The following is a 26,305-nucleotide window of genomic DNA, read 5'->3' on the forward strand; positions in this document are numbered from 1 at the left end:
GCGGGAGCCGGCCCCGGCCCGCGACCTGCCCGAAACCCCCACGAGAACCATTGAGAGGGACAGGATGACCAACTCGCACGCCGCGCGGGACATCGACACCAGCAGGCCCCACTCCGCGCGGATGTACGACTACTACCTCGGCGGCAAGGACCACTTCGACGTCGACACGAAGGCGGCGGAGACCGTGGCGGCGGCCTACCCGGGGATCTTCACCTGCGCCCGCGAGAACCGCGCCTTCATGCACCGGGCCACCCGGGTGCTCGCCCGGGAGCACGGCATCCGCCAGTGGCTGGACATCGGCACCGGCATCCCGACCGAGCCCAACCTGCACCAGGTGGCGCAGTCGGTGGTCCCGGAGGCACGCGTCGTCTACGCCGACAACGACCCCCTCGTCCTGAAGTACGCCGAGCGTCTGATGCGCAGCACGCGGCAGGGCCGCACCACGTACATAGAGGCGGACGTCAACGACCCGGACACGCTGCTGAACGCGCCGGAACTGGCCGAGGTCCTGGACCTCACCCGGCCCGTGGCGCTGTCCCTGAACGCCCTGATGCACTTCGTCACGGACGCGCAGGACCCGTACGGCATCGTCAGCCGTCTGCTGGCGGTGCTCCCGTCGGGCAGCGCGCTGGCGCTGAGCCACTGCACGCCCGACTTCGACCCGGCCACCTGGCAGAAGGTGACCGACATCTACACCGGCGCCGGCACGCCGGTGCAGTTCCGCTCCAAGGACGCGGTGGCCCGCTTCTTCGACGGGCTGGAACTGCTCGAACCGGGCATCGCCGTCGGCCACCGCTGGCGCCCGGACGGCGAGCCCGCCGCGCCGGACGCCGAGGTCAGCCTGTGGACCGGGGTGGGCATCAAGCCGTAGCACGGCCGGGGGCGTCCTCGCCGCCCTGCGGCACGGTCGTCCCGGGCAGCGCGTACTCGTCGCGCCGGCCGCACATGCCGTAGCCGCCGCGCCGGGTGGGCGTCGCCGCGTACGCGGTCGCCCCGGCCAGGTACGCCGGTTCCCCGGCGGCCGGCGCGTCGAGCCGGCCGCCGGTGCGTCCGGCGGCGGCCAGGGCGCCGGCCCGCCACGGCTCGCGCCAGGCCGGGACGTTCCGGCGCACCAGCCGGGCGGCGGCGCGCTGGAACTCCCGGAACGGTCCGTCGTCGCCGGCGGCGAGGGCCTCCCGCAGCGGCAGGCAGCCCCGCACGGCGAGGTCCCGGCGGCGCCGGGCGGCCGCCGCCGCGCCGGGTCCGGTGCCCGGCGGGAGCGTCGCCGCGGCCCGGTACCCCTCGGGGTCGGCGAGCACCTCGGGCGGGAAGGTGAAGACGGCGTCCCCGGCCTCGGGCAGCCCGCTGTTCTGCATCAGGACGGTGACGCGCAGGCCCTCGCGCTGCACCGTGCGGTGCACGGTGCCCGGCGTGAACCAGGCGACGGACCCGGGCTCGAGCGGGATGTCCCGGCAGCCGTCGGGGCTCAGGGTCTGCACGGCGCCCCGGCCGCCGGTGACCACGTACGCCTCCGCGCACACCAGGTGCAGGTGCGGGCTGCCGCCGCACACCCCGTCGGCGGCCGGCCAGTCGTAGGCGCTGAGGTGGGACAGGCCGACGGCGCCGGGCAGCGGGTGCGGCAGGGCGGGTCCGGGCGGGGTCACCACGGCAGGCCCTTCAGGTGCCCGGTGACGCGGTCGCGGTCCCGGGCTCCGTCGGCGACGACGACCCGGTAGCGGCAGGCGAAGGACGCGCCCGGCGGCAGCTCGAACGTCTCGAAGAACGCCCAGGAGAAAGCGACCGTGGGGATCGGCTCGGCGCGCACGAACCAGTGCGACGGGTGGATCGCCGACGTCTCGTCGAGGTTCTCCGGCGCGTGGGCGAAGACGACCGTGGAGTACGCGTCGACCTCGTCGTGCTCGGCGGTGTACGCGAGCCAAGGACCCCGGGTGCCCATCAGTGCCCCGGCGTCGGCGGCGCCTTCCGGTCCGAAGACGGTGCCGCCGGTGACGTCGCGGGGGCCGCGCCACTGCATGCCGGTGTATCCGGCCATTTCGCGGCCCTCGGTGGTGGGCGAGCCGAAGACGAGGGGCACGGCGCGGGCGTTGGTGAGCCGGATCGACCAGTCCAGCGCCCAGGCGCCGGCCTCCTCGTCGACCGAGTGCACGGTCGGCCCGCGTGCCTCGCCCGCCCGCTCCTCGCCGCCGTGCGCGACCCAGGTGAGCCGCTCGGTGAGGGCGAGGCGGCCGTCCTCGACGGTCAGGGCGGTGAAGCCGTCGTGCCGCATGGAGCCGACGCGTCCGGGCAGGACCTGGTAGCGCTGGCCGCGGACGTAGGAGTCGCCGCCCCAGAAGTTCTGCCCGGACAGGTGACTCGCCGTCATCTGCAGGCCCTCGTGGCGACGGTGGTCGCTGGGGCGGTAGCCGGTGACCGTGCGCCCGGCGAGGGTGCGCCGGGTGGGCGTAGGGCTTGCGCGACCCGTACGCCTGCGGGCCGGGCCGGTGGACGTAGCGCGGGATCTCGGTGCCCGCGGCCCTCGTGACCGCGATGTGCTCGCCGTGGACGTGACGGACGCGGATGCTCATGCGCGCCCCCCAGGGGCCCACTGCGGACGGTTCCCGTGCATCGCCGCGTAGTACGGATCGCCGGGGCCGATCTCGCCCGCGTGCACCGGGCGCCCGGTGAAGGCCGACTTGTAGAGGGCGGCGGCGAATTCCAGGGTGGCGCGGGCGTCGGGGCCGCTGCCCGGCGGCCGGGTGCCGGTGTCCCGGGCGTCCAGCAGGGCGCCCGGTTGCGCGGTGCGCGAACTGGGCACGTCCGCCGCGGGGGTGCGCCAGGCGGCGGCACGTCCGGCATCGGCGTGCGGCGCCGGGGTGTAGACCCAGTCCTCGTTGCGGTGCCCGTACAGGTGGGTGAGTTCGACGGTGGCGTCCGCGCAGTCGACGCGGATCCGGCTGACCTCCTGCGGGGGACAACACGCTGTTGACGACCGTGGCGACGGCGCCGTTCGCGAAGCGCACCAGGGCCGTGGAGAGGTCCTCGCTCTCGGTGTCGTGGACCAGGCGCGCCGCCATGCCGCGCACCTCCTGCCACGGGCCGAGCAGGTGCAGCAGCAGGTCGTACTGGTGGATCCCGTGGCCCGTCGTCGGCCCGCCGCCCTCGCTCGCCCAGGTTCCTCGCCACGGCACGGCGTGGTGGGCGGCGTCGCGGCTACCAGGTGGTCTGGCAGTGCGCCACCAGGGGCGCGCCCGGCTCCCCGCTCGCGATCAGCTCCCGGACGTGCGCGGCCCCGGAGCCGTGACGGTGCCGGAAGATCACGGACCCGTACGCCCCCGACGCCTCCTCGGCCGCCGCGATCTCGTCGTACTCGGCCGGCGACGGGCACAGCGGCTTCTCGCACAGCACCCACGCGCCCGCCTTCAGCGCGGCCACCGTCCGCTCGCGGTGCGGGGAGGGCGGTGTGCCGATGAGGACCAGGCCGGGCCGTACGGCGTCCAGCATGGCGCTCGTCGACGTGTATCCGGCGACGTGCTCGCCGGCGAGTTCCCGGAAGGCGTCGAGCCTGCCGCGGTCCACGTCGACGGCGGCGACCAGTTCCACCCGGCCGGCCTGGGCGCGGAGCGCGGGCAGATGGCTGCCCGCGACGATCGCGCCGGTGCCGACGACGGCGACGCGGCGGGGAGCGGGACGTGGGGACATGCGGGTCCTCCTAGGGATGCCGACGACCGATGACGGACAGAAAGCGCTTGCCCCGCGGGGCGACCCTCGGCGCCGGGAGATTGCCAGGACAACCCCTCGCGCGGCGACGGAGCCCGCGTCTCAGGGGCCGGAACAAGCCATCCCGCGCGACGCGCGGCAGCGGAAGACGGGAGAAACCCTCGGCACGCACCGCGGCTGGGCTAGCCTCGTCTTCCCCTCCTGGACAGCGAACTGGCATACGTCGAAGAGAATTTCGGGGGACCCGTGTCACAACAGCGGCCGGTACCGGACCCGGCGGCGGACGAGGCCGCCGTGCTGCGGCAGGCCGGCGCCTCTCCCTTGCGCGCCGGCGACCCGGACGGCATCGGTCCGTACGTGCCGTTGGCCCTGCTCGGCAGCGGCGGCATGGGCCGGGTCTTCCTCGCCCGCCCCGCGGACGGCAGTCCCGTCCTGGCCGCGGTGAAGGTGATCAGGCCCGAGTACGCCGAAGACCCCGGCTTCCGGCGCCGGTTCGAGCGCGAGGCGGCGGTGCACCACCGTGTCCGCACCCCGCACACGCCGAGGCTGTGCGGTACCGGCTTCGGGGACGAGTTGCTGTGGATGGCCACCGAGTACGTGCCGGGGCTCGACCTGGCGGCGGCCGTGCGGGAGGGCGGCGCCCTGGAGACCGCGGCCGTCTGGCGGCTCGTGGCGGACGTCGGACAGGCGCTCGCGGCGCTCGCCGCCGCGGAGATCGTGCACCGCGACCTGAAACCGTCCAACGTCCTGCTCTCCCCCTGGGGCGCGTACGTGATCGACTTCGGCCTGTCGAAGGCGGTGGACTCCAGCGCGCTCACCGGCACCGGCAACCGGGTCGGCACCCCGGCCTACATGTCGCCGGAACACCTGAGGACCGGTCGCTGCGACACGGCGTCGGACGTGTTCTCGCTGGCCGGGACGCTGGCCTACGCGGCCACCGGCCGTGCCCCGTTCGGCGACGGCACCGGAGTCGACGTGATGCACCGGGTGGCGTTCGAGGAGCCGGACCACGACCTGCTCGACGAGGTCCGCGCCCGTGACGCGGACCTCGCCTCCCTGCTGTCCGTGTGCCTGGTGAAGGAACCCGGGCTGCGGCCCGCTCCGCACGAGCTGATCGAGGCGGCCGAGGAGCACATCGGCACGTCGTCCGTGTGGCCCGAGTCGCTGGAGAGCCGGGTGCTGGCCCGGCACCGGGCGTACGAGGTGCTGCGCCGCCTCCCGGCCGGGCGGCCGGCCCGCTCGGAGCCGTCGAGGGCACGGGCGGGCGCGGTGGAGGCACGGGCGGGCGCGGCGGAGGCGCGGGCGGGCGCGGCGGAGGCGCGGGCGGGCGCGGCGGAGGCGCGGGCGGGCGCGGCGGAGGCGCGGGCGGGGGCGGCGGAGGCACCGGCTCCGCCGGCGGCCGAAGCCCGCCCGCGGGTGCGGCGCAGGCCGGTGCCGGCCGTCGCCGCGGGCCTGGCCCTGTGCGCCGTCGCGGGCGGCTTCGTCCTCGCCCATCACCACTCCCCCGCGACCGCGACCGCCCCCTGGACCCGTGCCACGGCGGGCGTGGGCGGCGGCTCGGGCGGCTCCGGCCTGCTGCCGGTGCCCGGCGGCCCGGAGCGCACGCCGGGTGTGTCCGGCAAGAGTGCCGACGGCGCCGCGCTCGCCCACGACGCCGGCCGGCCCCGGGTGTCGGGCTCCGCGACGGCCACCCGCTCGAACGCCGCCCCGGCCGCCGAGACGCCGGCCGCCGAGACGCCGTCGCCGGGCGACTCGCCCACCGCCTCGCCCTCGGGGTCCGCGGACGCGCCGGGGCCCTCGGAGTGCGCGTACTACTCCGGCAGCGGCCGCACCCGCCGGGGGGACAGCGGCCGGCGGGTCCAGGAGGTCCAGTGCCTGCTGGCCGGACGCGGCTACACCGGGGCGGGTGCGGACGCCGAGGGCGAGTTCGGCGCCGGTACGGAGTCCGCCGTGCGCGCCTTCCAGAGCGACCAGGGGCTCCGGCCCGACGGTGAGGTGGGACGCGAGACCTGGGCCGCCCTGCGCGGCGCCGGGTGACGCCGCGCGGAGCGGGTCAGCTCGCGGAGCAGGCGGCGCCGTTCAGCGTGAACGCCGCCGGGGCGGTGTTGGCGGTGCCCTTGGCGGCGGTGAAGCCGACGGTGACCTTGCCGCCGACGGGGACGGTGCTGGTGTAGGAGGCGGCCGCGACGCTGACCGTGCCGCCGCTCCGGGTGGGCGTGCCGCCCCACATGTTGGAGATCGTCTGACCGTCGGCGAAGGCGAAGCCGAGCGTCCAGCCGTCGATGGCGGCGCCGGTGTTGCCGATGGTGATCTCGCCCTGGAAGCCGCCCGGCCACTCCCCCACCACACGGTAGCCGACGGAGCACGACGTCTTGGCGCCCTCGGTCGTGGTGAGGTCCACCGTCGCCGAGCGGGGCGAGCGGTTCCCGGCCGCGTCGCGGGCGCGGACGGCGAAGGTGTACGCGGTGGCGGCGGTCAGGCCGGTCACGGTGGCGGTCCCGGTGGTGGAGGTGGCGACCCTGGTCTCGGCGCCGTCGCCGCCGACGCGCACCACGTCGTAGCCGGCGACGCCGACGTCGTCGGTGGCGGCGGCCCAGGTGAGGGTGACCGACGTGGCCGTCGCCGAGGAGGCGCTCGGGGTGCCGGGGGCGGTCGGCGCCCGGGTGTCGCCGGAGCTCTGCCCGGCGTAGACGCTGGCCTCCTTCGCGGTCCGCGCGATGCCGTCGGGGCCGTTGAAGACCCGCACGCCCCAGGAACTGAGCCGGGTGGCGTCGAAGCCGGTCGCCAGGTCCAGGACCGGGTCGGTGTTGCCGCTCCAGGACCAGGCCAGGTAGCCGAGGTTCAGCCGCTCGGCGGCGGCCATCATCGTGTCCTCGTCCGGATCGCCCCACTGGTCGGCGGGGCCGCCGAACTCGCCTATGAGAATGGGCAGTTCGGCGTCGACGAAGGCGTTCAGGTAGTCGGTGATCTCCTGGGCGGTGTCGAAGACGCTGTACATGTGGATCGAGAAGATCAGGTTGCCGGTGGAGTCGGCGTCGTGGACCGACCGGGCCTGGGCGCGCATGACGCCCTGCCAGTCCTGCCCCCAGTTGGGCGCGTCCACCATGAGGGTGTGCGCGAGTCCGGCGGCCCGCAGCTTCTTGACGGCGGCGACGGTCGGCGCGGTCCAGCCCGCGGGGTCGGTGTTGCCCCAGGGCTCGTTGCCGATGTTGACGACGATGTAGTCCTCCTGGCCGGCGAGCACGTCCTTCAGGCCGATCCAGTAGTCCGCGGCCTGGTCCAGCGTGCCGGCCGCGCTGTCCTCGCCGTAGCCGGTGGTGTCGTGCACCTCCAGGACGCAGATGAGGCGGTTGGCCTTGCACTGCGCGACGACGTCGGCCACGTCCGCGGCGCTGTTCGCGCTCCAGCGGTGGCCGTCGGCCAGGACGACCCGCACCGTGTTGGCGCCCAGCGCCTTGATGTCGGCCAGCGACTGCCGCGTCCGGCCCGGGTACCAGGTGTGGGCGTGGTTGACGCCCCGCATGACGAAGTCGTTGCCGTTGCCCTCGACCAGGCGGCCGTCGCTGATGTGCAGGCCGGCCGCGCGGAGACCGGGCGGCTCGGCGTGCGCGGCGGCGGGGAAGGCCGCGGTGACCAGGACGAGCCCGAGCAGGCTCGCCAGCGCGGTCAGCAGGCCCTCCACAGGGCGCTTCCGAACCGTGCTCCGCGGTGCGGTCGTGGCTCTCGCTGTTCTCGCTGTTCTCGCTGTTCTCGCTGTTCTCGCTGTTCTCACTGCGGCTCCAGGGAGTGAGCGCCGGATGACCCAGGCGTCGGAAGAGGAAGGGGGCTGACGGGGGACTGACGGGGACCGACAGGGACCGACAGGGATGTGGGAGCGCTCCCATGAAGCCATCTTCGCCGAGTACACGTCAACCCTGCGGTGCCGGTTCCGGGCCCGGGCCGACCCGTGTCACGTAAGCGGGTGAAGCCTGAGCCGCCCTCCGCGCCGCGGGGCATTGATGAAGATCCCCGCCGTATCCGGCCGGGACGGCGGACACGACACGCTGGAGGCACGTGATGAACGCAAGAGCCGAACGGGCGGACGGGACGGACCGGCGCGTCCCGGTCCTCATCGTCGGCGGTTCCCTGGTCGGCCTGTCGACCTCGTTGTTCCTCGGCAGGCTGGGGGTGCGGCACACGCTGGTCGAACGGCACGCGGGCACGTCCATCCACCCCCGCGGGCGGGGCAACAACGTGCGCACGATGGAGCTGTACCGGGTGGCCGGGGTCGAACCCGCGATCCACGCGGCCGCGGTCACCCTCGCCGACAACCACGGCATTCTGCAGACCCCCGCGCTCGTCGGCGAGGCGGGCGAGTGGCTGTTCAAGGAGATCGACCCGGGCGGCGGGCTGGCCCGCTTCAGCCCGACCTCCTGGTGCCTGTGCAGCCAGAACGACCTGGAACCGGTCCTGCTCGACCACGCCACGGAGCTCGGCGGCGATCTGCGCTACTCCACCGAACTGATGTCGTTCGACGCCGACTCCGCGGGTGTCACCGCGGTGGTCAAGAGCCGGCGCACGGGCGAGCACACCACGATCCGCGCCGACTACCTGGTCGCCGCCGACGGCCCGCGCAGCCCCGTCCGGGAGCAGCTGGGCATCGGCCACAGCGGACCGGGCGACCTGTTCCACAACGTCAGCGTCACCTTCCGCTCCCGCCGCCTCGCCGAGGTCGTCGGCGACCGGCGGTTCATCGTCTGCTACCTCACCCGTCCGGACGCCGACGGCGCGCTGCTGCCGGTGGACAACCGCGAGAACTGGGTCTTCCACGCCCCCTGGCACCCCGAACACGGCGAGACGCTGGAGGAGTTCACCGACGAGCGGTGCGCCGACCACATCCGCCGGGCGGTCGGCGTCCCGGACCTCGACGTGGAGATCACCGGCCGGGCCCCCTGGCACGCCGCTCAGCGCGTGGCGCGCAGCTACCGGACCGGACGCGTGTTCCTGGCCGGCGACTCGGCCCACGAGATGTCCCCCACGGGCGCCTTCGGTTCCAACACCGGGATCCAGGACGCGCACAACCTCGCCTGGAAGCTGGCCGCGGTGCTCGACGGCTGGGCGGGTGAAGGGCTGCTGGACTCCTACGACGCCGAGCGGCGTCCGGTGGCGGAGGCGACCAGCGCCCGGGCGGCCGCCCGGTCCGCCGAGCACAGCCACCCCGGCTTCGCCCCACCGCCCGGCACCGGCGGCGGGCCCCAGCGCGGACTGCTGAACGTCGCCCTCGGCTACCGCTATCCGCGCGGCGCCGTCGTCGGCGCCGACCCCGCTGCCCCGGTCGTGCCGGAGCGACTGGAGCTGACGGGGGAACCCGGCAGCCGGGCACCCCACCTGTGGGTGGCGCGCCGGGGCCGCCGGATCTCCACCCTCGACCTCTACGAACGCTCCCTCGTCCTGCTCAGCGACGCCGATGTGCCGAACGGATGGCACGAGGCCGCTCTCCGGCTCGCCGAGCGGCTGTCCGTCCCGCTGGCCTCCTACCAGGTGGGGACCGGGCCGGACGCCGACCTGGTGCCCGAGGAGGGCGCGGGCTGGACGGAGCGCCACGGCACGGCGGCCGGGGGCGCCGTACTCGTCCGCCCCGACGGGTTCGTGGCCTGGCGGTCGGCGGGTCCGGCGGCGGATGCCGAAGCGGCGCTGCGCGAGGTACTGACCACGCTGCTGGCTCTCCCCCGATCCGGCCGGGACGATGGGCCGGGCCGGTGAACGCGGAGCCGGAGACGTGCCGGTCGTCACCCGGGTGAGCGCCCCGAGTGGTGAGCGGCGGCCGACTGCCTGACGGTGGTTCATATCGGGGCCGGGTCATTCCAGCTGACGAAGCACCAGCTGCCCGGCCCGCGACGGAAGGAACATCAGATGCGTTCTGCTCGCATGCTCCTGGCCACCGGGGCGGCCTCGGCCGTCCTCGCCCTCGGCGCCCCGGGCGCCTATGCGTACGCCTATGGAGGTGACAGCGGCCACGGGGACTCCGGCCACAGCAGGGAGGACTCGAGCGGCAAGAAGGAGGACGGCGGCAAGGAGGACTTCGACTTCGGCAAGAAGGAGCACGGCAAGGACGGCGGATTCGGCAAGCCGCACGGCGGAATGCACACCGGCGGCGGCGCGCTGACCGCGGTCGGCGGCGACTGGGGCGGCAAGGACGACTCCGGCCACGGCAAGAAGGAGGACGGCGGCAAGGAGGACGGCTTCGGCAAGCCCCACGGCGGAATGCACACCGGCGGCGGCGCGCTGACCGCGGTCAACGGCGACTGGGGCGGCAAGGAGGACGGCGGCAAGGAAGACGACTTCGGCAAGAAGGAGCACGGCAAGGAGGACGGCTTCGGCAAGCCCCACGGCGGAATGCACACCGGTGGCGGCGCGCTGACCGCGGTCAACGGCGACTGGGGCTCGGGCGGCGACCCCAAGTACGACCCGGAGACCTACAAGGACAAGGGCAAGGAGAAGGACTGGGGCGGCGAGAAGTCGTGGGGCGGCGAGAAGAAGCCGCACGGCGGAATGCACACCGGTGGCGGCGCCCTCGCCAACCCGGGTGTGACGGCGGGCGGCCTGGCCGTCCTGGCGGTCGCCGGTGCCGGTCTGTACACGGCGCGGCGTAAGAAGAGCGCCGCAGGCCTGGCCTGATCCATGCCGGATGCGATAGCCGCCGTGGCCGCCACCCGCGTGCCCGGTGGCGGCCCGGCCGGCCCTTTCGTACCCTCGCGCCCCGCTGCCGCGTCCAAGTGAGGTGGTCTCTTCCATGGCAGCCCCCGCTCCGCCCGCCCCCCACGACAAGCCCGCTACCCCCGCTACCCCCGGCGCCCCCGGTGCCCCCGGCGCTCCCAGCGCCCCCGGTGCCCCCAGCGCTCCCGGACCGAAGTCCGCATCGAATCTGACCATGCTGTGCGCCGCCGGCCTGCTGGTCCTCGCGGTGAGCCTGCTCGGCAGTCAGGAGAAGACGTCCGAGGCGCCCCGCGTGCCGGCCGCCGCCGCCTCGCAGGCCGCCCCGGAGGTCTCCTCGGAGGTCCCTTCGCAGGAGACCGCGCCGGCCTCGTCCGGCGCGCAGGGGGCGGACAGACACCTGCCCCGGTCCCGGCCGGTGCGCCTGCTCATCCCCAAGATCTCGGTCGACGCCCCCTTCACGGACCTCGACATCGGCCCCACCGGTCAGCTCGAACCCCCGCCCGCGCACGACACCAACCTCGTCGGCTGGTACGCCAAGGGCGCCTCCCCCGGCGAAGCGGGCACCGCGATCATCGCGGGCCACGTCGACACGACGACGTCCGCGGCCGTGTTCGCCGGACTCGGTGAACTGAGGAAGGGCGACCGGTTCTCCGTCGTGCGCGCCGACGGGCGCAAGGCCACCTTCGTCGTCGACGACGCGGAGACCTTCCGCAAGGACGCCTTCCCCAGCGAGCGCGTCTACGCCGACACGCCCCAGGCCCAGGTCCGGCTGATCACCTGCGCGGGCGACTACGACCGCACGGTCCGGGACTACACGGACAACCTGGTGGTCTTCGCCCATCTCGTGTGAACCCCGGCGGGCCGGGAGCGGGTCACCCGCATAGTTCATCCGAGTCGCGGCCTTCCAGGGACGGGCACAGGATCGAGGCACGCTGACGTCGCGTCACCGCGGCGGACGCCCCACAGCCCCCGAAGGAGATTTGCGCACATGACCACCACGTCCACGACTGCCGCAGAATCACTGGCACGTCAGATGTCGAACCGGGTCTCCCAGTCCGTGTTCGACGGCTCCAGGCTCCGTGTCGTCCTGCTGGTGGACGTCCACGAGGGAGCCCAGCAGCAGTTCCTCGAGGCCTACGAGCAGTTGTGCAACCAGGTGGCGTCCGTACCCGGGCACGTCAGCGACCAGTTGTGCCAGTCGGTCGAGAACCCCTCCCAGTGGCTGATCACCAGCGAGTGGGAGAGCGCCCCGCCGTTTCTCACCTGGGTCAACAGCGAGGAGCACGTCCGGATGGTGGAGCCGCTGCACAGCTGTGTCCGGGACACCAGGTCGCTGCGCTTCCACGTCGTCCGCGAGACCGGGGGTCCGTCGCAGGCAGGCCCCGGTGAGCGCCGGCTGCAGGCCTCGCCGCGGATCGGTGACGGCCTCATCCGCCACGCGCTGACCTTCACCGTCAAGCCGGGCAGCGAGGCGGCGGTGGCGGCGATCCTGTCCGACTACGACCCGCCCGAGGCGCGGGTCGACGACACCACTCGGCTGTGCCGCACCTCGCTGTTCATGCACGGCAACCGCGTGGTCCGGGCCATCGAGGTGCGGGGCGACCTGATGGCGGCGCTGCGGCACGTGGCCCGGCAGCCGGAGGTGCGGGCCGTCGAGGAGGCCATCAACCCGTACCTGGAGCAGGACCGTGACCTCGACGACCCCGAGTCGGCGCGGGTCTTCTTCACCCGGGCGGCGCTGCCCGCCGTGCACCACGTGACGGCGGGAGAGCCGGACCCGGAGACGGAGCGGCACGCCCTGTACTACCCGGCCCGGCCCGGCTGCGGCCTGCGGCTGGCGGAGCTGCTGGCCCGGCAGGACGAGGCGGTGGCGGACGACCCGCGCAGTCCCGTGGTACGCAGCACCCTCTTCGAGCGCGACCAGGTCGTGGTGCGGCTCATCGACGTGCGTGGCGGACTCGACGCCGCCGACCCCGCACTGGTCCTCGGCATCCCGGACCCCGGCCCGCTGGCCGAGCTGACGACGTTGCCGGGCGACGGCGATCTGACGCGCCTGCTGAAGCTCGCCCGCATGCAGCTCGTCACCGACCGCCGCTCCGCCGAGGCCTGAACCGTCCGGCCCACGGATCGCGGCGGCCACGGCCATCGTCGAAACAGCACATGATCGGAGCAACGTCGTGACCAAACCCCGCCCAAGAATCGTGAATCTCGGCGACGTCGAGCCCAACACCCGGCGCGGCGGCGACCTGCGCGCCATGCTCACCCCCACCACGGTCGGCTCCACCAGCGGTTTCATGGGAGTGGCCATCGTGCAGCCCGGGGACAGCGTCGCCGAGCACTACCACCCGTACTCCGAGGAGTTCATCTACGTCGTGTGCGGGCGGCTGGAGGTGGACCTGGACGGCGAGCCCCAGCCGCTGCGGGCCGAGCAGGGGCTCATGATCCCGGCCCACATGCGGCACCGCTTCCGCAACGTCGGCGACGTGGAGGCCCGTGTCGTCTTCCACCTCGGCCCGCTGGCGCCGCGTCCGGAACTCGGTCACGTGGACACGGAGAAGCCCGCGGCCGCGGCGGAGGGACGGACGGCCGAGCGACGTCAGGTCCCGTCATGAGCAGGCGCGTGGCGGTCACCGGCATAGGCGTCGTCGCACCCGGCGGTATCGGCGTGCCGGCGTTCTGGGACCTGCTGTCCCACGGTCGCACCGCGACCCGGGGCATCACGTTCTTCGATCCGGCCGGCCTGCGTTCGCGCATCGCCGCCGAGTGCGACTTCGACCCGGCGGCCCACGGGCTCGGCCCGGAGGAGATCGCGCGCAGCGACCGGTACATCCAGTTCGCCCTGGTGGCGGGCCGGGAGGCGGTCCTGGACGCGGGCCTCGACCTCGAACGGGAGAACCCCTGGCGGGTCGGGGTGTCGCTGGGCACGGCGGTCGGCGGCACCACCAGGCTGGAGCACGACTACGTCCTGGTCTCCCACCGCGGACAGCGGTGGGACGCGGACCACCAGCGGGCCGAACCGCACCTGCACCGGGCGTTCTCGCCCAGCACCCTCGCCTCGGCGGTGGCCGAGCGGTTCGGGGCGCACGGGCCGGTGCAGACCGTGTCCACGGGCTGCACCTCGGGCCTGGACGCGGTCGGCTACGCGTTCCACACGATCGAGGAGGGCCGGGCCGACGTCTGTCTGGCCGGCGCCTCGGACTCCCCGATCTCCCCGATCACGATGGCCTGCTTCGACGCGATCAAGGCCACCTCCCCGAACAACGACGACGCCGCTCACGCCTCGCGTCCCTTCGACGCCGACCGGGACGGATTCGTCATGGGCGAGGGCGGCGCCGTCCTCGTCCTGGAGGAGCTGGAGCACGCCCTGGCCCGCGGCGCGCCCGTCTACTGCGAGATCGGCGGCTACGCCAGCTTCGGCAACGCCTACCACATGACCGGTCTGACCCGGGAGGGCGTGGAGATGGCCCGGGCGATCGAGACGGCCCTGGACCACGCCCGGCTCGGCCCCACGGCGATCGACTACGTCAACGCCCACGGGTCGGGCACCCAGCAGAACGACCGGCACGAGACCGCGGCGGTGAAGCGGGCCCTGGGGCAGCACGCCTACGACACGCCCATGAGCTCCATCAAGTCCATGGTGGGCCACTCCCTCGGTGCGATCGGCGCCATCGAGGTCGTCGCCTGCGTGCTGGCCCTGGCCCACCAGGTGGTGCCGCCCACCGCGAACTACGAGACGCCGGACCCGGAGTGCGACCTGGACTACGTCCCCCGCGTCGCCCGTGAGCGGAAGCTGGACAGCGTCCTGTCCGTGGGCAGCGGGTTCGGCGGCTTCCAGTCGGCGGTGGTCCTGACCCGGCCGAGGGAGAGGACACGATGAGCCAACCGCGACCACGGCGCGCCGCCGTCACCGGCATCGGTGTGATGGCGCCGAACGGAACCAGCACCGGAACCTTCTGGAAGGCCACCCAGGAGGGCCTCAGCGTCCTGGACCGCGTCAGCCGCGAGGGCTGTACGCACCTGCCGCTGCGGGTGGCCGGCGAGATCCGGGGCTTCGAGCCGTCCTCGGCGGTCGAGGAGCGCTACCTCGTCCAGACCGACCGGTTCACGCACTTCGCGATGGCCGCGGCCGACCGCGCGCTGGACGACGCCGGTCTCGGCCCGGCGGACCCGGGCGAGGCGTCGTTCTCCGTCGGGGTGGTCACCGCGGCGGGCTCCGGCGGCGGCGAGTTCGGGCAGCGCGAGCTGCAGGCGCTGTGGGGAAAGGGCAGCAAGTTCGTCGGCCCGTACCAGTCCATCGCCTGGTTCTACGCCGCCAGCACCGGCCAGATCTCCATCCGCAACGGTTTCCGGGGACCGTGCTCGGTGGTGGCCGCCGACGAGGCCGGCGGCCTGGACGCGCTGGCCCACGCGGCACGGGTGGTGCGGAACGGCACCGACACGGTCGTCGTCGGTTCGACCGAGGCGCCGTTGGCCCCGTGCTCGGTCGTGTGCCAGCTCGGCTATCCCGAGCTGAGCACCGCGGAGGACCCGGAGCGGGCCTACCGTCCGTTCACCGCGGGAGCCTGCGGTTTCGTGCCCGCCGAGGGCGGCGCCATGCTCGTCGTGGAGGACGAGGACGCGGCCCGCGACCGGGGGGCGGCCGTGCGGGCGCTGATCGCGGGGCACGCGGCGACGTTCACCGGTTCCTCCCGCTGGGAGGAGTCCCGGCAGGGGCTCGCCCACGCCGTCCGCGGCGCGCTGGCCGAGGCCGGCTGCGCCCCGGAGGAGATCGACGTGGTCTTCGCCGACGCGCTCGGCGTGCCGGAGGCCGACCGGGCGGAGGCCCTGGCGATCGCGGACGCGCTCGGGGCGCACGGCACCCGGGTGCCCGTGACCGCGCCCAAGACCGGCATCGGCCGCAGTTACTGCGCGGCCCCGGTGCTGGACACCGCCGCGGCGGTGCTCGCGATGGAGCACGGCCTGGTCCCGCCCACCCCGAACGTCTTCGACGTCTGCCACGACCTCGACCTCGTGACCGGGCGGGCCCGTCCCGCCGAGTTGCGCACGGCGCTGGTCCTCAGCCGGGGACTGATGGGGTCGAACTCGGCGCTCGTGCTGCGGCGCGGCGCCGCCGACGCCTCCCAGTGAGGCACCGACAAGCCAAGGAGAACAACCACATGAGTGACCGCATCACGGTGGAGGAGCTGGCCGAGCTGATGAAGAAGGCCGCCGGCGTCACCGTCGCTCCGGAGGAACTGCAGCAGCGCTACGACACCGGGTTCGACGTCATCGGCATCGACTCGCTCGGACTGCTCGGCGTCGTGGGCGAGCTGGAGAATCGTTACGGCGCGCCGCTGCCCCCCGACGCGGAGCGCTGCAAGACGCCCCGGGAGTTCCTCGACCTCGTCAACAGCGCCCTCGTGGCAGGAGCGTGACATGGCCGGACACACGCAGAACGAGATCGTCATCGCCGCACCGCTGGAGCTGGTGTGGGACATGACCAACGACCTGGAGGGCTGGCCCCGGCTGTTCAGCGAGTACGCCTCCGTGGAGATCCTGTCCCGGGACGGCGGCCGGACCCGGTTCCGGCTGACCATGCACCCCGACGAGAACGGCACCGTGTGGAGCTGGGTCTCGGAGCGGGAGCCGGACCGCGAGTCGCTGACCGTGCGCGCCCGCCGGGTCGAGACCGGCCCCTTCTCCTACATGAACATCCTCTGGGAGTACGAGGAGACGGCCGAGGGCGTGCGGATGGTGTGGACGCAGGACTTCGAGATGAAGCCGGACGCGCCCGTCGACGACGCCTGGATGACGGACAACATCAACCGCAACTCCCAGGTGCAGATGGCGTTGATCCGGGACCGCATCGAGAAGACCGCCGCCGAGCGCGGGTCCGCGCCGGGCCTGGACCGCTGAACCGAACGGAGACAGCCCATGCACCAGACAGTGATCGTCGCCCGGATGAAGCCGGGCTCGGCCCCGGACATCGCCGAGCTGTTCGCGGAGTCCGACCGGGGGGAGCTGCCGCACCTGGTCGGCGTCTCCCGGCGCAGCCTCTTCCAGTTCAACGACGTGTATCTGCACATCATCGAGACCGAGCACGACCCGCGGCCCGTCATCGCGGAGGTGGCCGGTCACCCCGAGTTCCGGGACCTCAGCGAGCGGCTCCAGGCGCATGTCTCCGCCTACGACCCGGCGACCTGGCGCAAGCCGGAGGACGCCATGGCGCGCCGCTTCTACCTCTGGGAGCGCGACTCGGTCCGGTGACCCCGGTCCGGCACGACCGGCCGCCGGGTCCGTGGCGCTGCGGACCCGGCGGCCGGTGGTCTGTGCGGTCGGGTCTGCCCGGTCAGGCGGGGACGTGGCAGTCGAACGCGTGCAGGTAGGGGTTGACCGGGCGGATGTCGTCGATGACGAGGCCCGCGCCGGTCAGCCGGCCGACCATGCTCTCGGTGGTGTGCTTGGCACCGCCGACGTTGAGGAGCAGCAGCAGGTCCATGCCGGTGCTGAACCGCATCGAGGGGGTGTCGTCCACCAGGTTCTCGATGACGACGACCCGGGTGCCGGGGCCGCCCGTCTCGATGACGTTGCGCAGGGTGCGGGCGGTGCTGTCGTCGTCCCACTCCAGGATGTTCTTGATGATGTACACGTCGGCCCGGACGGGGACGGCCTCACGGCAGTCGCCGGGGACGATGTTCACCCGGCCGGCGAGATCTCCCGAGCCGCGCAGCCGCGGGTCGGCCCGCTCCACCACCTGCGGCAGGTCGAGCAGGGTGCCGTGCATCGAGGGGTACTTGTCGAGCAGGCTCGCCACGACGTGGCCCTGCCCGCCGCCGATGTCCACGACCGACGTGCTCCCCGACAGGTCGAGGACCCCGGCGACCTCCTGGGCGGACTGCATGCTGGAGGTCGTCATGGCGCGGTTGAAGACCTCGGCCGATTCGGGGGCGTCCTCGTTGAGGTAGACGAAGAACTCCTTGCCGTACAGGTCCTCCACGACGTTGCGGCCGGTGCGCACCGCCTCGTCCAGTTTCGGCCAGGCGTCCCAGGTCCACGGCTCGGTGCACCACAGGGAGATGTAGCGCAGGCTGTGCGGGTCGTTCTCCCGCAGCAGCCGGGACATGTCCGTGTGCTCGAACGTCCCGTCCTGCCGCTCGGCGAAGACGCCGTAGCAGGACAGGGCGCGCAACAGCCTTCGCAGCGGCCGCGGTTCGGCCTTCACCGCGGCGGCCAGGTCCTCCACGCTCGTGGGGCCGTCGCCGAGGGCGTCGGCCACGCCGAGCCGGGCCGCCGCGCGCAGGGCGGCGGCGCACGCCGCCCCGAACGCGAGTTCCCTGAGCCGCATGGACGGCGGTGGTGCGGTCTGTTCGGTCGTCATGTGCCGCCTTTCCTCCTCGTGTGGTTCACGGCCGGCCGCGGGCGGCCGGTCAGCACAGTCCGGCCGGCTTGGACACCCGGCACGTGTTGTCGGTGAAGGTGTTGTCCTTGCCGGTGTCCGCGTCGACGAGGTCGGCCGGCGAGTTGCGCCGCAGCACGTTGTCGCTGATGCGGTTGTGGTCGTTGGTGGCGCCGACGAAGCTCTTGAACAGCACGATGCCGCCCGACAGCGGGGAGGTGCCGGCGTGGTCCGTGATCCAGTTGTCCCGCACCGCGTTCTGCTCGGCGCCGGTGAGGACGACACCGGAGCCCTGCAGGGCGGGCAGCCGCGCGGTCTTCGGGCAGGACTTGTTGTTGCGGACGATGCGGTTGTACGCGATGACCAGGTCGCCGGCCTTCGGCTTGTTCTCGTCGCCGACGACGAAGGCGCCCACGCAGTTGCCGGTGATGTCGTTGCGCACCACGTCGACGTCGCGCAGGCGCCGGACGGTGACGCCGGTGCGGTTGCCCTGCAGCCGGTTGTACTCCACCACCGTGCCCCGGGTGTCCACGGAGCCTTCCTCGGCCTTGACGGTGTTGGCGATGAACAGGCCCGCGTCACCGTTGTCCCGCACGGTGTTGCCCTGGAACACGCCGTGGATCGACCGCTCCTGGGCGATGCCCCAGACGGTGTTCCGGACCGCGGCCACGTCGCGGACGGTGAGGTCGGTGGTGTACGTGCTGTACACGCCGGCCCTGGCGAAGCCGGTCACCGTCAGGGAGGCCACGGTGACGCCCTTCACCTCGTGGCCCTTGGTGCCCACCACGCAGATGCCGTTGCCGCCCGCGGCGCAGCCGGCGGCGGACTTCGCGGCGGCCTCGCGCCTGCCCTTGACCGGGCCCGCCTCCTTGCCATGGGCCTCGGCCGGGCCGTCGGCCGTGCCCTTCCCCGCGTTCGCGCCCGGTTCCAGCACGGTCCTGGGGCCGCTGCCGCGCAGGGTGAGCCCGGGCTTGGTCACCTCGACGCTCTCGTGGTAGACGCCCGGTCGAACGAGGACGGTGTCTCCGGGTGCGGCGGCGTCCACCGCCTTCTGGATCGACTGCCCCGGACGGACCGTGTGGACCTTGTGACCGGCTCCCGGCGGGGCCGCGCCGAGGGCGGTCGCGAAGACCGCCGCGGTACACGCCAGGCAGGTGATATGGATTTTCGCCATGCCGAGCAAGATATGACCCATTCGTCCCGATTCCAGCCGGTTGAGCCGTTCGGTGGCGTGTCCGCCGGCGACCGGCGTCGCGTCACGGCGTGCGGGCCGACCGGACCCGTCTTGCGTTCGACCGCGCTCCATCCGGCACACTCCCCCCATGGAGACAGCCGAGTTCGTACGGATCCTCGACCGGGAGGGCCGCCTGCTGGCCGCGGCGGCGGAGACGGCGGGAAGCGACGCAGAGATCCCCACCTGCCCGGGCTGGCAGGTGCGGGACCTGCTGCGGCACACGGGGGTGGCGCACCGGTGGGCGGCGGCGTTCGTCGCCGAGCGGCAGACCTCTCCCCGGCCCATGCCGGACCAGCCCGGCGAGGACGGCGCCGAACTGGTGGCCTGGTACCGCGACGAACATCGGCGCCTGGTCGGCACGCTGGCCTCCGCCGCGCCCGGCGTCGAGTGCTGGCAGTTCCTGCCCGCCCCGTCACCGCTCGCCTTCTGGGCGCGCCGCCAGGCGCACGAGACGACCGTGCACCGCGTCGACGCGGAGCTGGCGGGAGGCGGCACGCCCACCGCGATCTCCCCCGCCTTCGCGGCGGACGGCGTCGACGAGTTGCTGCGCGGCTTCCACGCCCGCGCCAGGAGCCGGGTCCGCAGTGAGCAGCCCAGGGTGCTGCGGGTGCGGGCGACGGACGTGGACGGCGCGGTGTGGACCGTACGGCTGTCGCCGGAGGCGCCGGTGACCGGGCGGGGCGGTGAGGAGCCCGCCGACTGCGAAGTGGCCGGGCCCGCCGCGCGGTTGTACCTCGCGCTGTGGAACCGGGCGCCGTTCCCGGACGTGAGCGGCGACGCGTCGGTCGCCGAGCTGTGGCGGGAGCGGTCCGCCGTGGGCTGAGCCGGTGCGCCTCACCGCACGCGGCTCGGGGCCCGCCTCCCCCGCGGGTGTCCGGCACAGCCGGTTGCCTCGCCGGGCGCCCGGCTGTCGACTCGTCCCGTGGAGCATCACGGGGGACGACGCGGTCAGGCCGGGCGGGACGCGGTCACCGTCGAGGTCGGGCACGCGCTGTGCAGCGCGGCGTTCGCGGCGGCGGTGGTCCTCGGGGCGGTGGCCTGCCCGGCCCTGCTCTCCGACCTGCCGCCGGCCTTCTCGGCGCCGCTGGTGCGCGCGGGGCTCGCGATCGCGGGCGTGCTGTTCGCCGTCCGGGTGGTGAGCGTGCTGCTGCGTTTCCAGCGGGCCGGTCAGCCCAGCCAGCCGGGGCGTACCAGGCCCGACTCGTAGGCGAGGACGACCAGTTGCGCCCGGTCCCGGGCGCCGAGCTTGACCATCGTGCGGCTGACGTGGGTCTTGGCGGTGAGCGGGCTGACGACCAGGCGGCGGGCGATCTCGTCGTTGGACAGGCCCAGGCCGACCAGGGCCATCACCTCGCGCTCCCGCTCGGTGAGTCCGGCGAGGGCGCTCTCGGCCGCGGGCTCCTTGGAGCGGGCCGCGAACTCGGCGATCAGACGGCGCGTGACGCCGGGCGACAGCAGCGCGTCGCCGGCGACCACCGCCCGCACGGCGCGCAGGAGTTCGTCCGGCTCGGTGTCCTTCACCAGGAAGCCGGACGCCCCGGCGCGGATCGCCTCGAAGACGTACTCGTCGAGTTCGAAGGTGGTCAGCATGACCACCCTGACGTCCCGTGACCAGGCGTCCTCGGTGATGCGGCGGGTGGCGGCCAGACCGTCCAGCAACGGCATGCGGATGTCCATCAGCACGACGTCCGGGCGCAGTTCGCGCACCTCGCGCAGCGCCTCCTCGCCGTCGGCGGCCTCGCCCGCGACCTCGATGTCCGGCTGGACGTCGAGCAGCGCCCGGAAACCGGCGCGCACCAGGGACTGGTCGTCGGCGAGCAGTACGCGGATCACCGGTCGTCCTCCTCGGCCTTCCCCCGCAACGGCAGTACGGCGAGCACCCGGAACCCCCCGTCGGGGCGCGGCCCCGCCTCGATCGTGCCACCCAGCGCGGCCGCCCGCTCCCGCATTCCCGCCAGTCCGTTGCCGCTGCCGCCCGCGTCGGCGCCGGTCGCCGGACCGTCGTCGTCGACGCGCAGCCGCAGCGCCCGGCCGTCGCGCTCCACGCGCACGCGCGCGCCGCGCGAGCCCGAGTGCCGTAGGACATTGGTGAGCGCCTCCTGGACGATGCGGAAGGCGGCGAGGTCCGTGCCCGGCGCGAGCCGGGGAGGCTCGCCCTGGACGGTCACGGTGAGTCCGGCGCTCGCCGCCTGCCGTACCAGCTCGGGCAGCCGCGCCAGGCCGGGCGCCGGAGCGCGCGGCGCGTCGCCGGGCGTGCGGAGCGTGTCGAGCACCTGGCGCACCTCGCCGAGCGCCTCCTTGCTCGCGGACCTGATGGTGCTGAGCGCGGTACGGGCCTGCTCCGGGTCGGTGTCGAGGAGGGCCAGTCCGACGCCCGCCTGGACATGGATCACGGAGATGCTGTGGGCGAGGACGTCGTGCAGTTCGCGGGCGATCCGCAACCGCTCCTCGTCGGCCCGGCGCCGCGCCGCCTGCGCCCGCTCGGCCTGTTGGCGCGCCCACTGCTCACGCCGCGTCCGGGCCAGTTCGGCCGCCGCGACGATCGCGGCCACCCATGCGGCGATCGCGGCCTCCTGCCCCCAGGAGGCCGGCGCGTCCCCGGCCGGCGGCAGCCACCGGTAGAGCAGATGGGCCACCAGCACGTGACCGGCCCACAGCATCCCCACCGCGGTCCAGGCGGCCCGGCGGTGGCCGGAGACCACGGCACCGAAGCAGGCCACCACGACGGTGAGGAAGACCGGGCCGTAGGGGTACCCGGCGCCCAGGTAGAGCACGGCGGCCCCGGCCGTGCCGAACACGACGGCCACCGGGTGCCGTCGCCGCCACAGCAGCAGGCCCGAGCCCACGATCAGCAGGACCCGCGCGAAGACGTCGAGCGAGGCCCGATCGGGCTGTTGGTGGGCCGCGTAGGAGGAGCCGACCAGCACGAAGGCGGTGAGCAGCAGGGTCGAGCGCCACGGCCGTCGGTCCGTCCGCTCCCCCTCGCCCCGGCGGTCCGGCCACGGCGGCCCGTGCCGCCACCACGGCGGCGGCCCGGCGCCGGGCCCACGCTGCTTCGCCATGACCGCCACGCTAGACGGCGCGGGGCGCGGCGGGCGTCGGCCGGACGAGGTGATCACACGTACTCCCCCGGAAGTACACCCGTCGGTACGTGCGTCCCGGAGCACGTCCGTCGGCGCACGGAGCGTCCGGGAAGCGGACCGTCGGCGCACGGAGCGTCCCGCAGGACGCCCGTCGGCGCCACGGGGCCTATGCCAGGCCCACCGCGCGGCCCAGCCGCTCCACGGCGTACCGGAAGAACGGCTCCCGGTCCTCGACGACCCGGTTGAACTGGCCGAAGAGTTCGAACCCGACGAGCCCGTACAGCTCGGCCCAGGCCGCGACGAGGGCCGTCGCCACGGCCGGCGGGAGGTCCGGGGCGACGTCTGCGGTCATCCGCTCGGCCTCGGTGCGCAGTTCGGCGGGCAGTGGGGGCCCGCTCACGCCGGTGTCCCGGTGCGCGTCGCGCACGACGCCGATCAGCAGGAGGGGGACGCGGGCGGCGGCCGGGACGGTGGTGTCGGGGGCGGCGTAGCCGGGGACCGGCGTGCCGTAGATCAGCGCGTACTCGTGCGGGTTGGCGAGCGCCCAGTCGCGTACCGCCCCGCACACGGCGGTCCAGCGGCGCAGGGGGCCGGCGTCATCGGGGAGTGTCCGGTGCGCCGCTTCGGCGGCATCGCCGAGGGAGTCGTAGGCGTCGATGATGAGGGCGGTCAGCAGGTCGTCGCGGCTGGGGAAGTACCGGTAGAGCGCCGAGGAGACCATGCCGAGCTCGCGGGCCACGGCCCGCAGCGAGAGCTTGGCGGCGCCGTCGGCCGCGAGCTGTCTGCGGGCCGCCTCCTTGATGGCCGCGGTGACCTCGATCCGGGCGCGGGCGCGGGCGCTGTGTGCGGTGCTCATGGAAGCAGTCTCGCACGGAACGAGAGCAGTGCACACAGAAAAGAGCAGTGAACACAAAAGAGAGCACCGCTCTTGTCAAGTGTCACCGACGCGTGCAGACTGTCCCATGAGCGAGAGCAGTGCTCACAAAAGAGAGCGACGCTCTGAAAGCAGATGGGGATCACCATGTCCACGCACGTCCAGAAGCCCGGCTGGTTCACCGTCAACGTCATGAACCGTTTCGTCGCGTGGATGACCCGCCGGGGCGTCAGCGTCTGGGGCTCCAGGGTGCTGGCGGTCCGCGGCCGCAAGAGCGGCCAGTGGCGGACCACCCCGGTGAACCTGCTGACCGTGGACGGGCAGCAGTACCTGCTCGCGCCGCGCGGCCACGTGCAGTGGACCCACAACATGCGCGCGGCCGGCGGGGGCGAGCTGCGTCTCGGCAAGCACGTGGACGTGTTCACCGCCGTCGAGGTCGCCGACGACGACAAGGTGCCGCTGCTGCGCGCCTACCTCAAGCGCTGGAAGGCCGAGGTCGGGGTGTTCTTCAAGGGCGTCGGCCCCGACTCCCCCGACGCCGACCTGCGCCGCATCGCCCCCGACCACCCCGTCTTCCGCATCACCGTCACGGGTTGACCTCACCCTCGGCGGGACGGCGGTCCAGCACGCCCAGGGCCCGCTGCGCCATGGGATGGCTGCGGATGAGCTCGCCGAGCGAGGTCGAGCCCTGGGTGATGTCCTTGAACGCCTTCCACGCGGGACGGAAGCCGGTCAGCGCCGCGTGGAACAGCCCCGGACGGCGCTCGAAGGCCGCCAGCATCCGCTTGCCGACGCTCATCTCGACGCCGAGGCCCGCCTTGATCGCGAACGCGTAGTTCAGGGCCTGGCGCCGGGCGTCCACCGCGTCGTGCGCCTCGGCGATCCGCACCGCCCACTCCCCCGCGAGCCGCCCGGAGCGCAGCGCGAAGGAGATCCCCTCCCGGGTCCACGGTTCCAGCAGCCCCGCCGCGTCGCCGCACACCAGCACCCGCCCCCGCGACAGCGGCGAGTCGTCGGCCCGGCAGCGCGTCAGATGGCCGGAGGAGATGCTCGGTTCGAAGCCGGCGAGGCCGAGCCGGCCGATGAACTCCTCCAGGTACCGCTTGGTGGCGGCGCCCTCGCCGCGCCGGGAGATCACACCGACCGTCAGCGTGTCTCCCTTGGGGAACACCCAGCCGTAACTGCCGGGCATCGGGCCCCAGTCGATGAGCACCCGCCCGGTCCAGTCCTCCGCGACGGTCTCGGGCACCGGGATCTCGGCCTCCAGACCGAGGTCCACCTGGTCGAGCTTGACGCCGACGTGCGCCCCTATCCGGCCGGCGCTGCCGTCCGCGCCGACGACCGCCCGCGCCAGCACCGTCTCGCCGCCCTGGAGGACCACCGCGACCGTGCGCCGGTCGGGCACCGCCGAACCGTGCTGCTCGACGCGCAGCACGGTGACGCCCGTCCGCAGTTCGGCGCCCGCCTTCTCGGCGTGCTCGACCAACTGCTGGTCGAACTCGGGCCGGTTGATCAGCCCGAACAGCATCTGCTTCGAGCGGCGGGTACGGGTGAAGCGGCCGTTGTTGGAGAACGTCACCGCGTGCACCCGGTCGCGCAGCGGCAATTCGAACCCGGGCGGCAGGCAGTCGCGGGAGGGGCCGATGATGCCTCCGCCGCACGTCTTGTAGCGCGGCAGTTCGGCCTTCTCCAGCAACAGCACGCGCCGCCCCGCGACCGCCGCCGCGTAGGCGGCCGAGGCCCCCGCGGGTCCCGCGCCCACCACGACGACGTCCCACACCCGCTGCACGTCGTCCGCCGAAGAGTTCTCGCCGCTCACGATGGTCTACTGCTCCGATCAAGCCGCTGCCGCACCTGTCCCGTGCATCCTACGGCGGACGTCGTCGCAGGCCGCTGTGGGAGGATCGCAGCACTTCACTCGTACAACGTCGCACCCACAAGGAGCGTGCCCATGTCGTCGAATCCGGTCGCCGAGACCGTCGCCTCGCTGATGCCGAGGGCGAGGACGGAGCTCGCCGAACTGGTGGCCTTCAAGTCGGTGGCGGACTTCGACCAGTTCCCCAGGAGCGAGAGCGAGGGCGCCGCCCGCTGGGTCGCCGACGCGCTCGCCGCCGAGGGCTTCCAGGACGTCGCCCTGCTCGACACGCCGGACGGCACCCAGTCGGTCTACGGCTTCCTGCCCGGCCCCGAAGGCGCCAGGACGGTGCTGCTGTACGCCCACTACGACGTGCAGCCCCCGCTGGACGAGTCCGCCTGGGCCACCCCGCCCTTCGAGCTGACCGAGCGCGACGGCCGCTGGTACGGGCGCGGCGCCGCCGACTGCAAGGGCGGGGTGATCATGCACCTGCTCGCGCTGCGCGCCCTCAAGGCCGACGGGGGCATACCCGTGCACGTCAAGTTCATCGCCGAGGGCTCGGAGGAGCAGGGCACGGGCGGCCTGGAGCGGTATGCCGAGGAGCACCCGGACCTCCTCGCGGCCGACACCATCGTCATCGGCGACGCGGGCAACTTCCGGGTGGGCCTGCCGACGGTCACCTCGACCCTGCGCGGCATGACCATGGTCCGCGTGCAGGTCGACACCCTCGAAGGCAACCTGCACTCCGGGCAGTTCGGCGGTGCCGCGCCGGACGCGCTGGCCGCCCTGATCCGCGTCCTCGACTCGCTGCGCGCCGAGGACGGCTCGACGACGGTCGACGGTCTGGCCCCCACCACGCCGTGGGAGGGGCTGACTTACGACGAGGAGCAGTTCCGCCAGGACGCCAAGGTGCTCGACGGCGTGCGGCTGATCGGCTCCGGCTCGGTCGCCGACCGGATCTGGGCGCGTCCGGCCGTCACGGTGCTCGGCATCGACTGCCCGCCGGTCGTCGGCGCCACCCCGTCCGTGCAGGCGAGCGCCCGCGCGCTGATCAGCCTGCGGGTGCCGCCGGGCGTGGACGCGGCCGAGGCGACCAAGCTGCTGCAGGCCCACCTCCAGGCGCACACGCCGTGGGGCGCGCGGGTGAGCACCGAGCAGATCGGCCAGGGCCAGCCCTTCCGCGCGGACACCTCCAGCCCGGCCTACCAGGCCATGGCGGATGCGATGGCGGTCGCCTACCCCGGCCGGGAGATGCAGTACGCCGGCCAGGGCGGCTCCATCCCGCTGTGCAACACCCTCGCGTCCCTCTACCCCCGTGCGGAGATCCTGCTGATCGGGCTGAGCGAGCCGGAGGCCCAGATCCACGCCGTGAACGAGAGCGTGTCGCCCGCGGAACTGGAGCATCTGTCGGTCGCCGAGGCGCTGTTCCTGCGCAACTACGCGGCGAACTGACCGCTCTGCCGACAGCAGAGGGCGCCCCGCCGCGCGGTGG

Annotated in this window: 24 protein-coding genes and 2 pseudogenes; 16 read left to right on the top strand and 10 right to left on the bottom strand. The window is 73.7% G+C overall.

Going from position 1 to position 26,305, the window contains the following annotated elements; all coding sequences use genetic code 11:
* Positions 1 to 64: 64 nt before the first annotated feature.
* Complete coding sequence (locus VKA29_RS23280) at positions 65 to 871, top strand: SAM-dependent methyltransferase (protein WP_324787887.1); 807 nt, start codon at positions 65 to 67, stop codon at positions 869 to 871.
* Here the strand turns inward: VKA29_RS23280 and VKA29_RS23285 are convergent.
* From VKA29_RS23285 to VKA29_RS23295, 3 genes and pseudogenes are all read right to left on the bottom strand, one after another.
* Positions 861 to 1,646, bottom strand: a complete 786-nt coding sequence (locus VKA29_RS23285) for a cupin (protein WP_324787888.1) — start codon at positions 1,644 to 1,646, stop codon at positions 861 to 863. The two genes, VKA29_RS23280 and VKA29_RS23285, sit on opposite strands and share 11 nt — an antisense overlap.
* Positions 1,640 to 2,564, bottom strand: a pseudogene (locus VKA29_RS23290) (PmoA family protein). The gene VKA29_RS23285 and the pseudogene VKA29_RS23290 overlap by 7 nt, the downstream one beginning before the upstream one ends.
* A pseudogene (locus VKA29_RS23295) lies at positions 2,561 to 3,678 on the bottom strand (Gfo/Idh/MocA family protein). Before VKA29_RS23295 ends, VKA29_RS23290 begins: the two co-directional pseudogenes overlap by 4 nt.
* A gap of 264 nt (positions 3,679 to 3,942) precedes the next feature.
* Between VKA29_RS23295 and VKA29_RS23300 the strand changes: the two are divergent.
* The gene (locus tag VKA29_RS23300; RefSeq protein ID WP_324787889.1) at positions 3,943 to 5,733 is read left to right on the top strand and encodes a serine/threonine-protein kinase; all 1,791 of its coding nucleotides are present in this window, start codon (positions 3,943 to 3,945) and stop codon (positions 5,731 to 5,733) included.
* Between the two features lie 16 nt (positions 5,734 to 5,749).
* On the opposite strand, the gene VKA29_RS23305 is transcribed toward VKA29_RS23300, so the two are convergent.
* Positions 5,750 to 7,378 carry a cellulase family glycosylhydrolase gene (locus tag VKA29_RS23305; protein ID WP_324787890.1) on the bottom strand — a complete coding sequence of 543 codons (1,629 nt, stop codon included), beginning with the start codon at positions 7,376 to 7,378 and terminating at the stop codon, positions 5,750 to 5,752.
* A 374-nt stretch (positions 7,379 to 7,752) separates the two neighbouring features.
* Between VKA29_RS23305 and VKA29_RS23310 the strand changes: the two genes are divergently transcribed.
* The 10 genes from VKA29_RS23310 to VKA29_RS23355 all read left to right on the top strand — a co-directional run bounded on the left by VKA29_RS23310 (position 7,753) and on the right by VKA29_RS23355 (position 16,638).
* On the top strand, positions 7,753 to 9,438 hold the full coding sequence (locus VKA29_RS23310; RefSeq protein WP_324787891.1) for an FAD-dependent monooxygenase: 1,686 nt from the start codon (positions 7,753 to 7,755) through the stop codon (positions 9,436 to 9,438).
* A gap of 150 nt (positions 9,439 to 9,588) precedes the next feature.
* Entirely contained in the window at positions 9,589 to 10,353 is a 765-nt protein-coding gene (locus VKA29_RS23315; RefSeq protein ID WP_324787892.1) for a hypothetical protein, read from the top strand.
* Between the two features lie 253 nt (positions 10,354 to 10,606).
* Positions 10,607 to 11,242, top strand: coding sequence for a class F sortase (locus VKA29_RS23320; RefSeq protein ID WP_324787893.1), 636 nt, complete (start codon positions 10,607 to 10,609; stop codon positions 11,240 to 11,242).
* Between the two features lie 138 nt (positions 11,243 to 11,380).
* Positions 11,381 to 12,502, top strand: a complete 1,122-nt coding sequence (locus VKA29_RS23325) for a SchA/CurD-like domain-containing protein (RefSeq protein WP_324787894.1) — start codon at positions 11,381 to 11,383, stop codon at positions 12,500 to 12,502.
* Positions 12,503 to 12,569: 67 nt separating this feature from the next.
* Positions 12,570 to 13,004: a cupin domain-containing protein gene (locus VKA29_RS23330; RefSeq protein ID WP_324787895.1), complete on the top strand. Its 435-nt coding sequence runs from the start codon at positions 12,570 to 12,572 to the stop codon at positions 13,002 to 13,004.
* A complete protein-coding gene (locus VKA29_RS23335) occupies positions 13,001 to 14,269 on the top strand; it encodes a beta-ketoacyl-[acyl-carrier-protein] synthase family protein (protein WP_324787896.1) in 1,269 nt (422 codons plus the stop codon). Before VKA29_RS23330 ends, VKA29_RS23335 begins: the two co-directional genes overlap by 4 nt.
* Entirely contained in the window at positions 14,266 to 15,519 is a 1,254-nt protein-coding gene (locus tag VKA29_RS23340) for a ketosynthase chain-length factor (RefSeq protein WP_324787897.1), read from the top strand. The genes VKA29_RS23335 and VKA29_RS23340 overlap by 4 nt, the downstream gene beginning before the upstream one ends.
* 29 nt (positions 15,520 to 15,548) lie before the next feature.
* Positions 15,549 to 15,806 carry an acyl carrier protein gene (locus tag VKA29_RS23345; RefSeq protein ID WP_324787898.1) on the top strand — a complete coding sequence of 86 codons (258 nt, stop codon included), beginning with the start codon at positions 15,549 to 15,551 and terminating at the stop codon, positions 15,804 to 15,806.
* A gap of 1 nt (position 15,807) precedes the next feature.
* Entirely contained in the window at positions 15,808 to 16,287 is a 480-nt protein-coding gene (locus VKA29_RS23350) for an SRPBCC family protein (RefSeq protein ID WP_324787899.1), read from the top strand.
* An 18-nt stretch (positions 16,288 to 16,305) separates the two neighbouring features.
* Entirely contained in the window at positions 16,306 to 16,638 is a 333-nt protein-coding gene (locus VKA29_RS23355) for a TcmI family type II polyketide cyclase (RefSeq protein ID WP_324787900.1), read from the top strand.
* An 82-nt stretch (positions 16,639 to 16,720) separates the two neighbouring features.
* Here the strand turns inward: VKA29_RS23355 and VKA29_RS23360 are convergent, their stop codons facing one another.
* Together VKA29_RS23360 and VKA29_RS23365 are read right to left on the bottom strand one after the other, a co-directional pair.
* Positions 16,721 to 17,749 (bottom strand): methyltransferase, encoded by a 1,029-nt coding sequence (locus VKA29_RS23360; protein ID WP_324787901.1) that lies wholly within the window; start codon positions 17,747 to 17,749, stop codon positions 16,721 to 16,723.
* A 49-nt stretch (positions 17,750 to 17,798) separates the two neighbouring features.
* Positions 17,799 to 18,941: a right-handed parallel beta-helix repeat-containing protein gene (locus tag VKA29_RS23365; protein WP_324787902.1), complete on the bottom strand. Its 1,143-nt coding sequence runs from the start codon at positions 18,939 to 18,941 to the stop codon at positions 17,799 to 17,801.
* Positions 18,942 to 19,089: 148 nt separating this feature from the next.
* Between VKA29_RS23365 and VKA29_RS23370 the strand changes: the two genes are divergently transcribed.
* Together VKA29_RS23370 and VKA29_RS23375 are read left to right on the top strand one after the other, a co-directional pair.
* Positions 19,090 to 19,824 carry a maleylpyruvate isomerase family mycothiol-dependent enzyme gene (locus VKA29_RS23370; protein WP_324787903.1) on the top strand — a complete coding sequence of 245 codons (735 nt, stop codon included), beginning with the start codon at positions 19,090 to 19,092 and terminating at the stop codon, positions 19,822 to 19,824.
* 99 nt (positions 19,825 to 19,923) lie between these two features.
* A complete protein-coding gene (locus tag VKA29_RS23375; protein ID WP_324787904.1) occupies positions 19,924 to 20,208 on the top strand; it encodes a DUF6332 family protein in 285 nt (94 codons plus the stop codon).
* Here the strand turns inward: VKA29_RS23375 and VKA29_RS23380 are convergent.
* The 3 genes from VKA29_RS23380 to VKA29_RS23390 all read right to left on the bottom strand — a co-directional run bounded on the left by VKA29_RS23380 (position 20,169) and on the right by VKA29_RS23390 (position 22,940).
* The gene (locus VKA29_RS23380) at positions 20,169 to 20,834 is read right to left on the bottom strand and encodes a response regulator transcription factor (RefSeq protein ID WP_324787905.1); all 666 of its coding nucleotides are present in this window, start codon (positions 20,832 to 20,834) and stop codon (positions 20,169 to 20,171) included. The two genes, VKA29_RS23375 and VKA29_RS23380, sit on opposite strands and share 40 nt — an antisense overlap.
* Complete coding sequence (locus VKA29_RS23385) at positions 20,831 to 22,063, bottom strand: sensor histidine kinase (protein ID WP_324787906.1); 1,233 nt, start codon at positions 22,061 to 22,063, stop codon at positions 20,831 to 20,833. The genes VKA29_RS23380 and VKA29_RS23385 overlap by 4 nt, the downstream gene beginning before the upstream one ends.
* A gap of 187 nt (positions 22,064 to 22,250) precedes the next feature.
* Positions 22,251 to 22,940: a TetR/AcrR family transcriptional regulator gene (locus tag VKA29_RS23390; RefSeq protein WP_324787907.1), complete on the bottom strand. Its 690-nt coding sequence runs from the start codon at positions 22,938 to 22,940 to the stop codon at positions 22,251 to 22,253.
* Positions 22,941 to 23,105: 165 nt separating this feature from the next.
* Here VKA29_RS23390 and VKA29_RS23395 point away from each other — a divergent pair, with 165 nt between their 5' ends.
* Positions 23,106 to 23,555 carry a nitroreductase family deazaflavin-dependent oxidoreductase gene (locus tag VKA29_RS23395; protein ID WP_324787927.1) on the top strand — a complete coding sequence of 150 codons (450 nt, stop codon included), beginning with the start codon at positions 23,106 to 23,108 and terminating at the stop codon, positions 23,553 to 23,555.
* On the opposite strand, the gene VKA29_RS23400 is transcribed toward VKA29_RS23395, so the two are convergent.
* A complete protein-coding gene (locus VKA29_RS23400) occupies positions 23,545 to 24,777 on the bottom strand; it encodes a geranylgeranyl reductase family protein (RefSeq protein WP_324787908.1) in 1,233 nt (410 codons plus the stop codon). The genes VKA29_RS23395 and VKA29_RS23400 overlap by 11 nt on opposite strands.
* A gap of 132 nt (positions 24,778 to 24,909) precedes the next feature.
* On the opposite strand from VKA29_RS23400, the gene VKA29_RS23405 reads away from it, so the two are divergent.
* The gene (locus VKA29_RS23405) at positions 24,910 to 26,265 is read left to right on the top strand and encodes a dipeptidase (protein WP_324787909.1); all 1,356 of its coding nucleotides are present in this window, start codon (positions 24,910 to 24,912) and stop codon (positions 26,263 to 26,265) included.
* Positions 26,266 to 26,305 lie beyond the last annotated feature (40 nt).

The sequence above is a fragment of the Streptomyces sp. H51 genome (assembly GCF_035656535.1).
Taxonomy (GTDB): Bacteria; Actinomycetota; Actinomycetes; order Streptomycetales; family Streptomycetaceae; genus Streptomyces.

Coding starts and splice junctions, on each gene's coding strand:
- VKA29_RS23390 (WP_324787907.1), bottom strand. CDS start 22,940: ATGAGCACCGCACACAGCGCCCGCGCCCGCGCCCGGATCGAGGTCACC.
- VKA29_RS23360 (WP_324787901.1), bottom strand. CDS start 17,749: ATGACGACCGAACAGACCGCACCACCGCCGTCCATGCGGCTCAGGGAA.
- VKA29_RS23340 (WP_324787897.1), top strand. CDS start 14,266: ATGAGCCAACCGCGACCACGGCGCGCCGCCGTCACCGGCATCGGTGTG.
- VKA29_RS23405 (WP_324787909.1), top strand. CDS start 24,910: ATGTCGTCGAATCCGGTCGCCGAGACCGTCGCCTCGCTGATGCCGAGG.
- VKA29_RS23355 (WP_324787900.1), top strand. CDS start 16,306: ATGCACCAGACAGTGATCGTCGCCCGGATGAAGCCGGGCTCGGCCCCG.
- VKA29_RS23280 (WP_324787887.1), top strand. CDS start 65: ATGACCAACTCGCACGCCGCGCGGGACATCGACACCAGCAGGCCCCAC.
- VKA29_RS23350 (WP_324787899.1), top strand. CDS start 15,808: ATGGCCGGACACACGCAGAACGAGATCGTCATCGCCGCACCGCTGGAG.
- VKA29_RS23315 (WP_324787892.1), top strand. CDS start 9,589: ATGCGTTCTGCTCGCATGCTCCTGGCCACCGGGGCGGCCTCGGCCGTC.
- VKA29_RS23370 (WP_324787903.1), top strand. CDS start 19,090: ATGGAGACAGCCGAGTTCGTACGGATCCTCGACCGGGAGGGCCGCCTG.
- VKA29_RS23310 (WP_324787891.1), top strand. CDS start 7,753: ATGAACGCAAGAGCCGAACGGGCGGACGGGACGGACCGGCGCGTCCCG.
- VKA29_RS23335 (WP_324787896.1), top strand. CDS start 13,001: ATGAGCAGGCGCGTGGCGGTCACCGGCATAGGCGTCGTCGCACCCGGC.
- VKA29_RS23320 (WP_324787893.1), top strand. CDS start 10,607: ATGCTGTGCGCCGCCGGCCTGCTGGTCCTCGCGGTGAGCCTGCTCGGC.
- VKA29_RS23345 (WP_324787898.1), top strand. CDS start 15,549: ATGAGTGACCGCATCACGGTGGAGGAGCTGGCCGAGCTGATGAAGAAG.
- VKA29_RS23385 (WP_324787906.1), bottom strand. CDS start 22,063: ATGGCGAAGCAGCGTGGGCCCGGCGCCGGGCCGCCGCCGTGGTGGCGG.
- VKA29_RS23325 (WP_324787894.1), top strand. CDS start 11,381: ATGACCACCACGTCCACGACTGCCGCAGAATCACTGGCACGTCAGATG.
- VKA29_RS23395 (WP_324787927.1), top strand. CDS start 23,106: ATGTCCACGCACGTCCAGAAGCCCGGCTGGTTCACCGTCAACGTCATG.
- VKA29_RS23365 (WP_324787902.1), bottom strand. CDS start 18,941: ATGGCGAAAATCCATATCACCTGCCTGGCGTGTACCGCGGCGGTCTTC.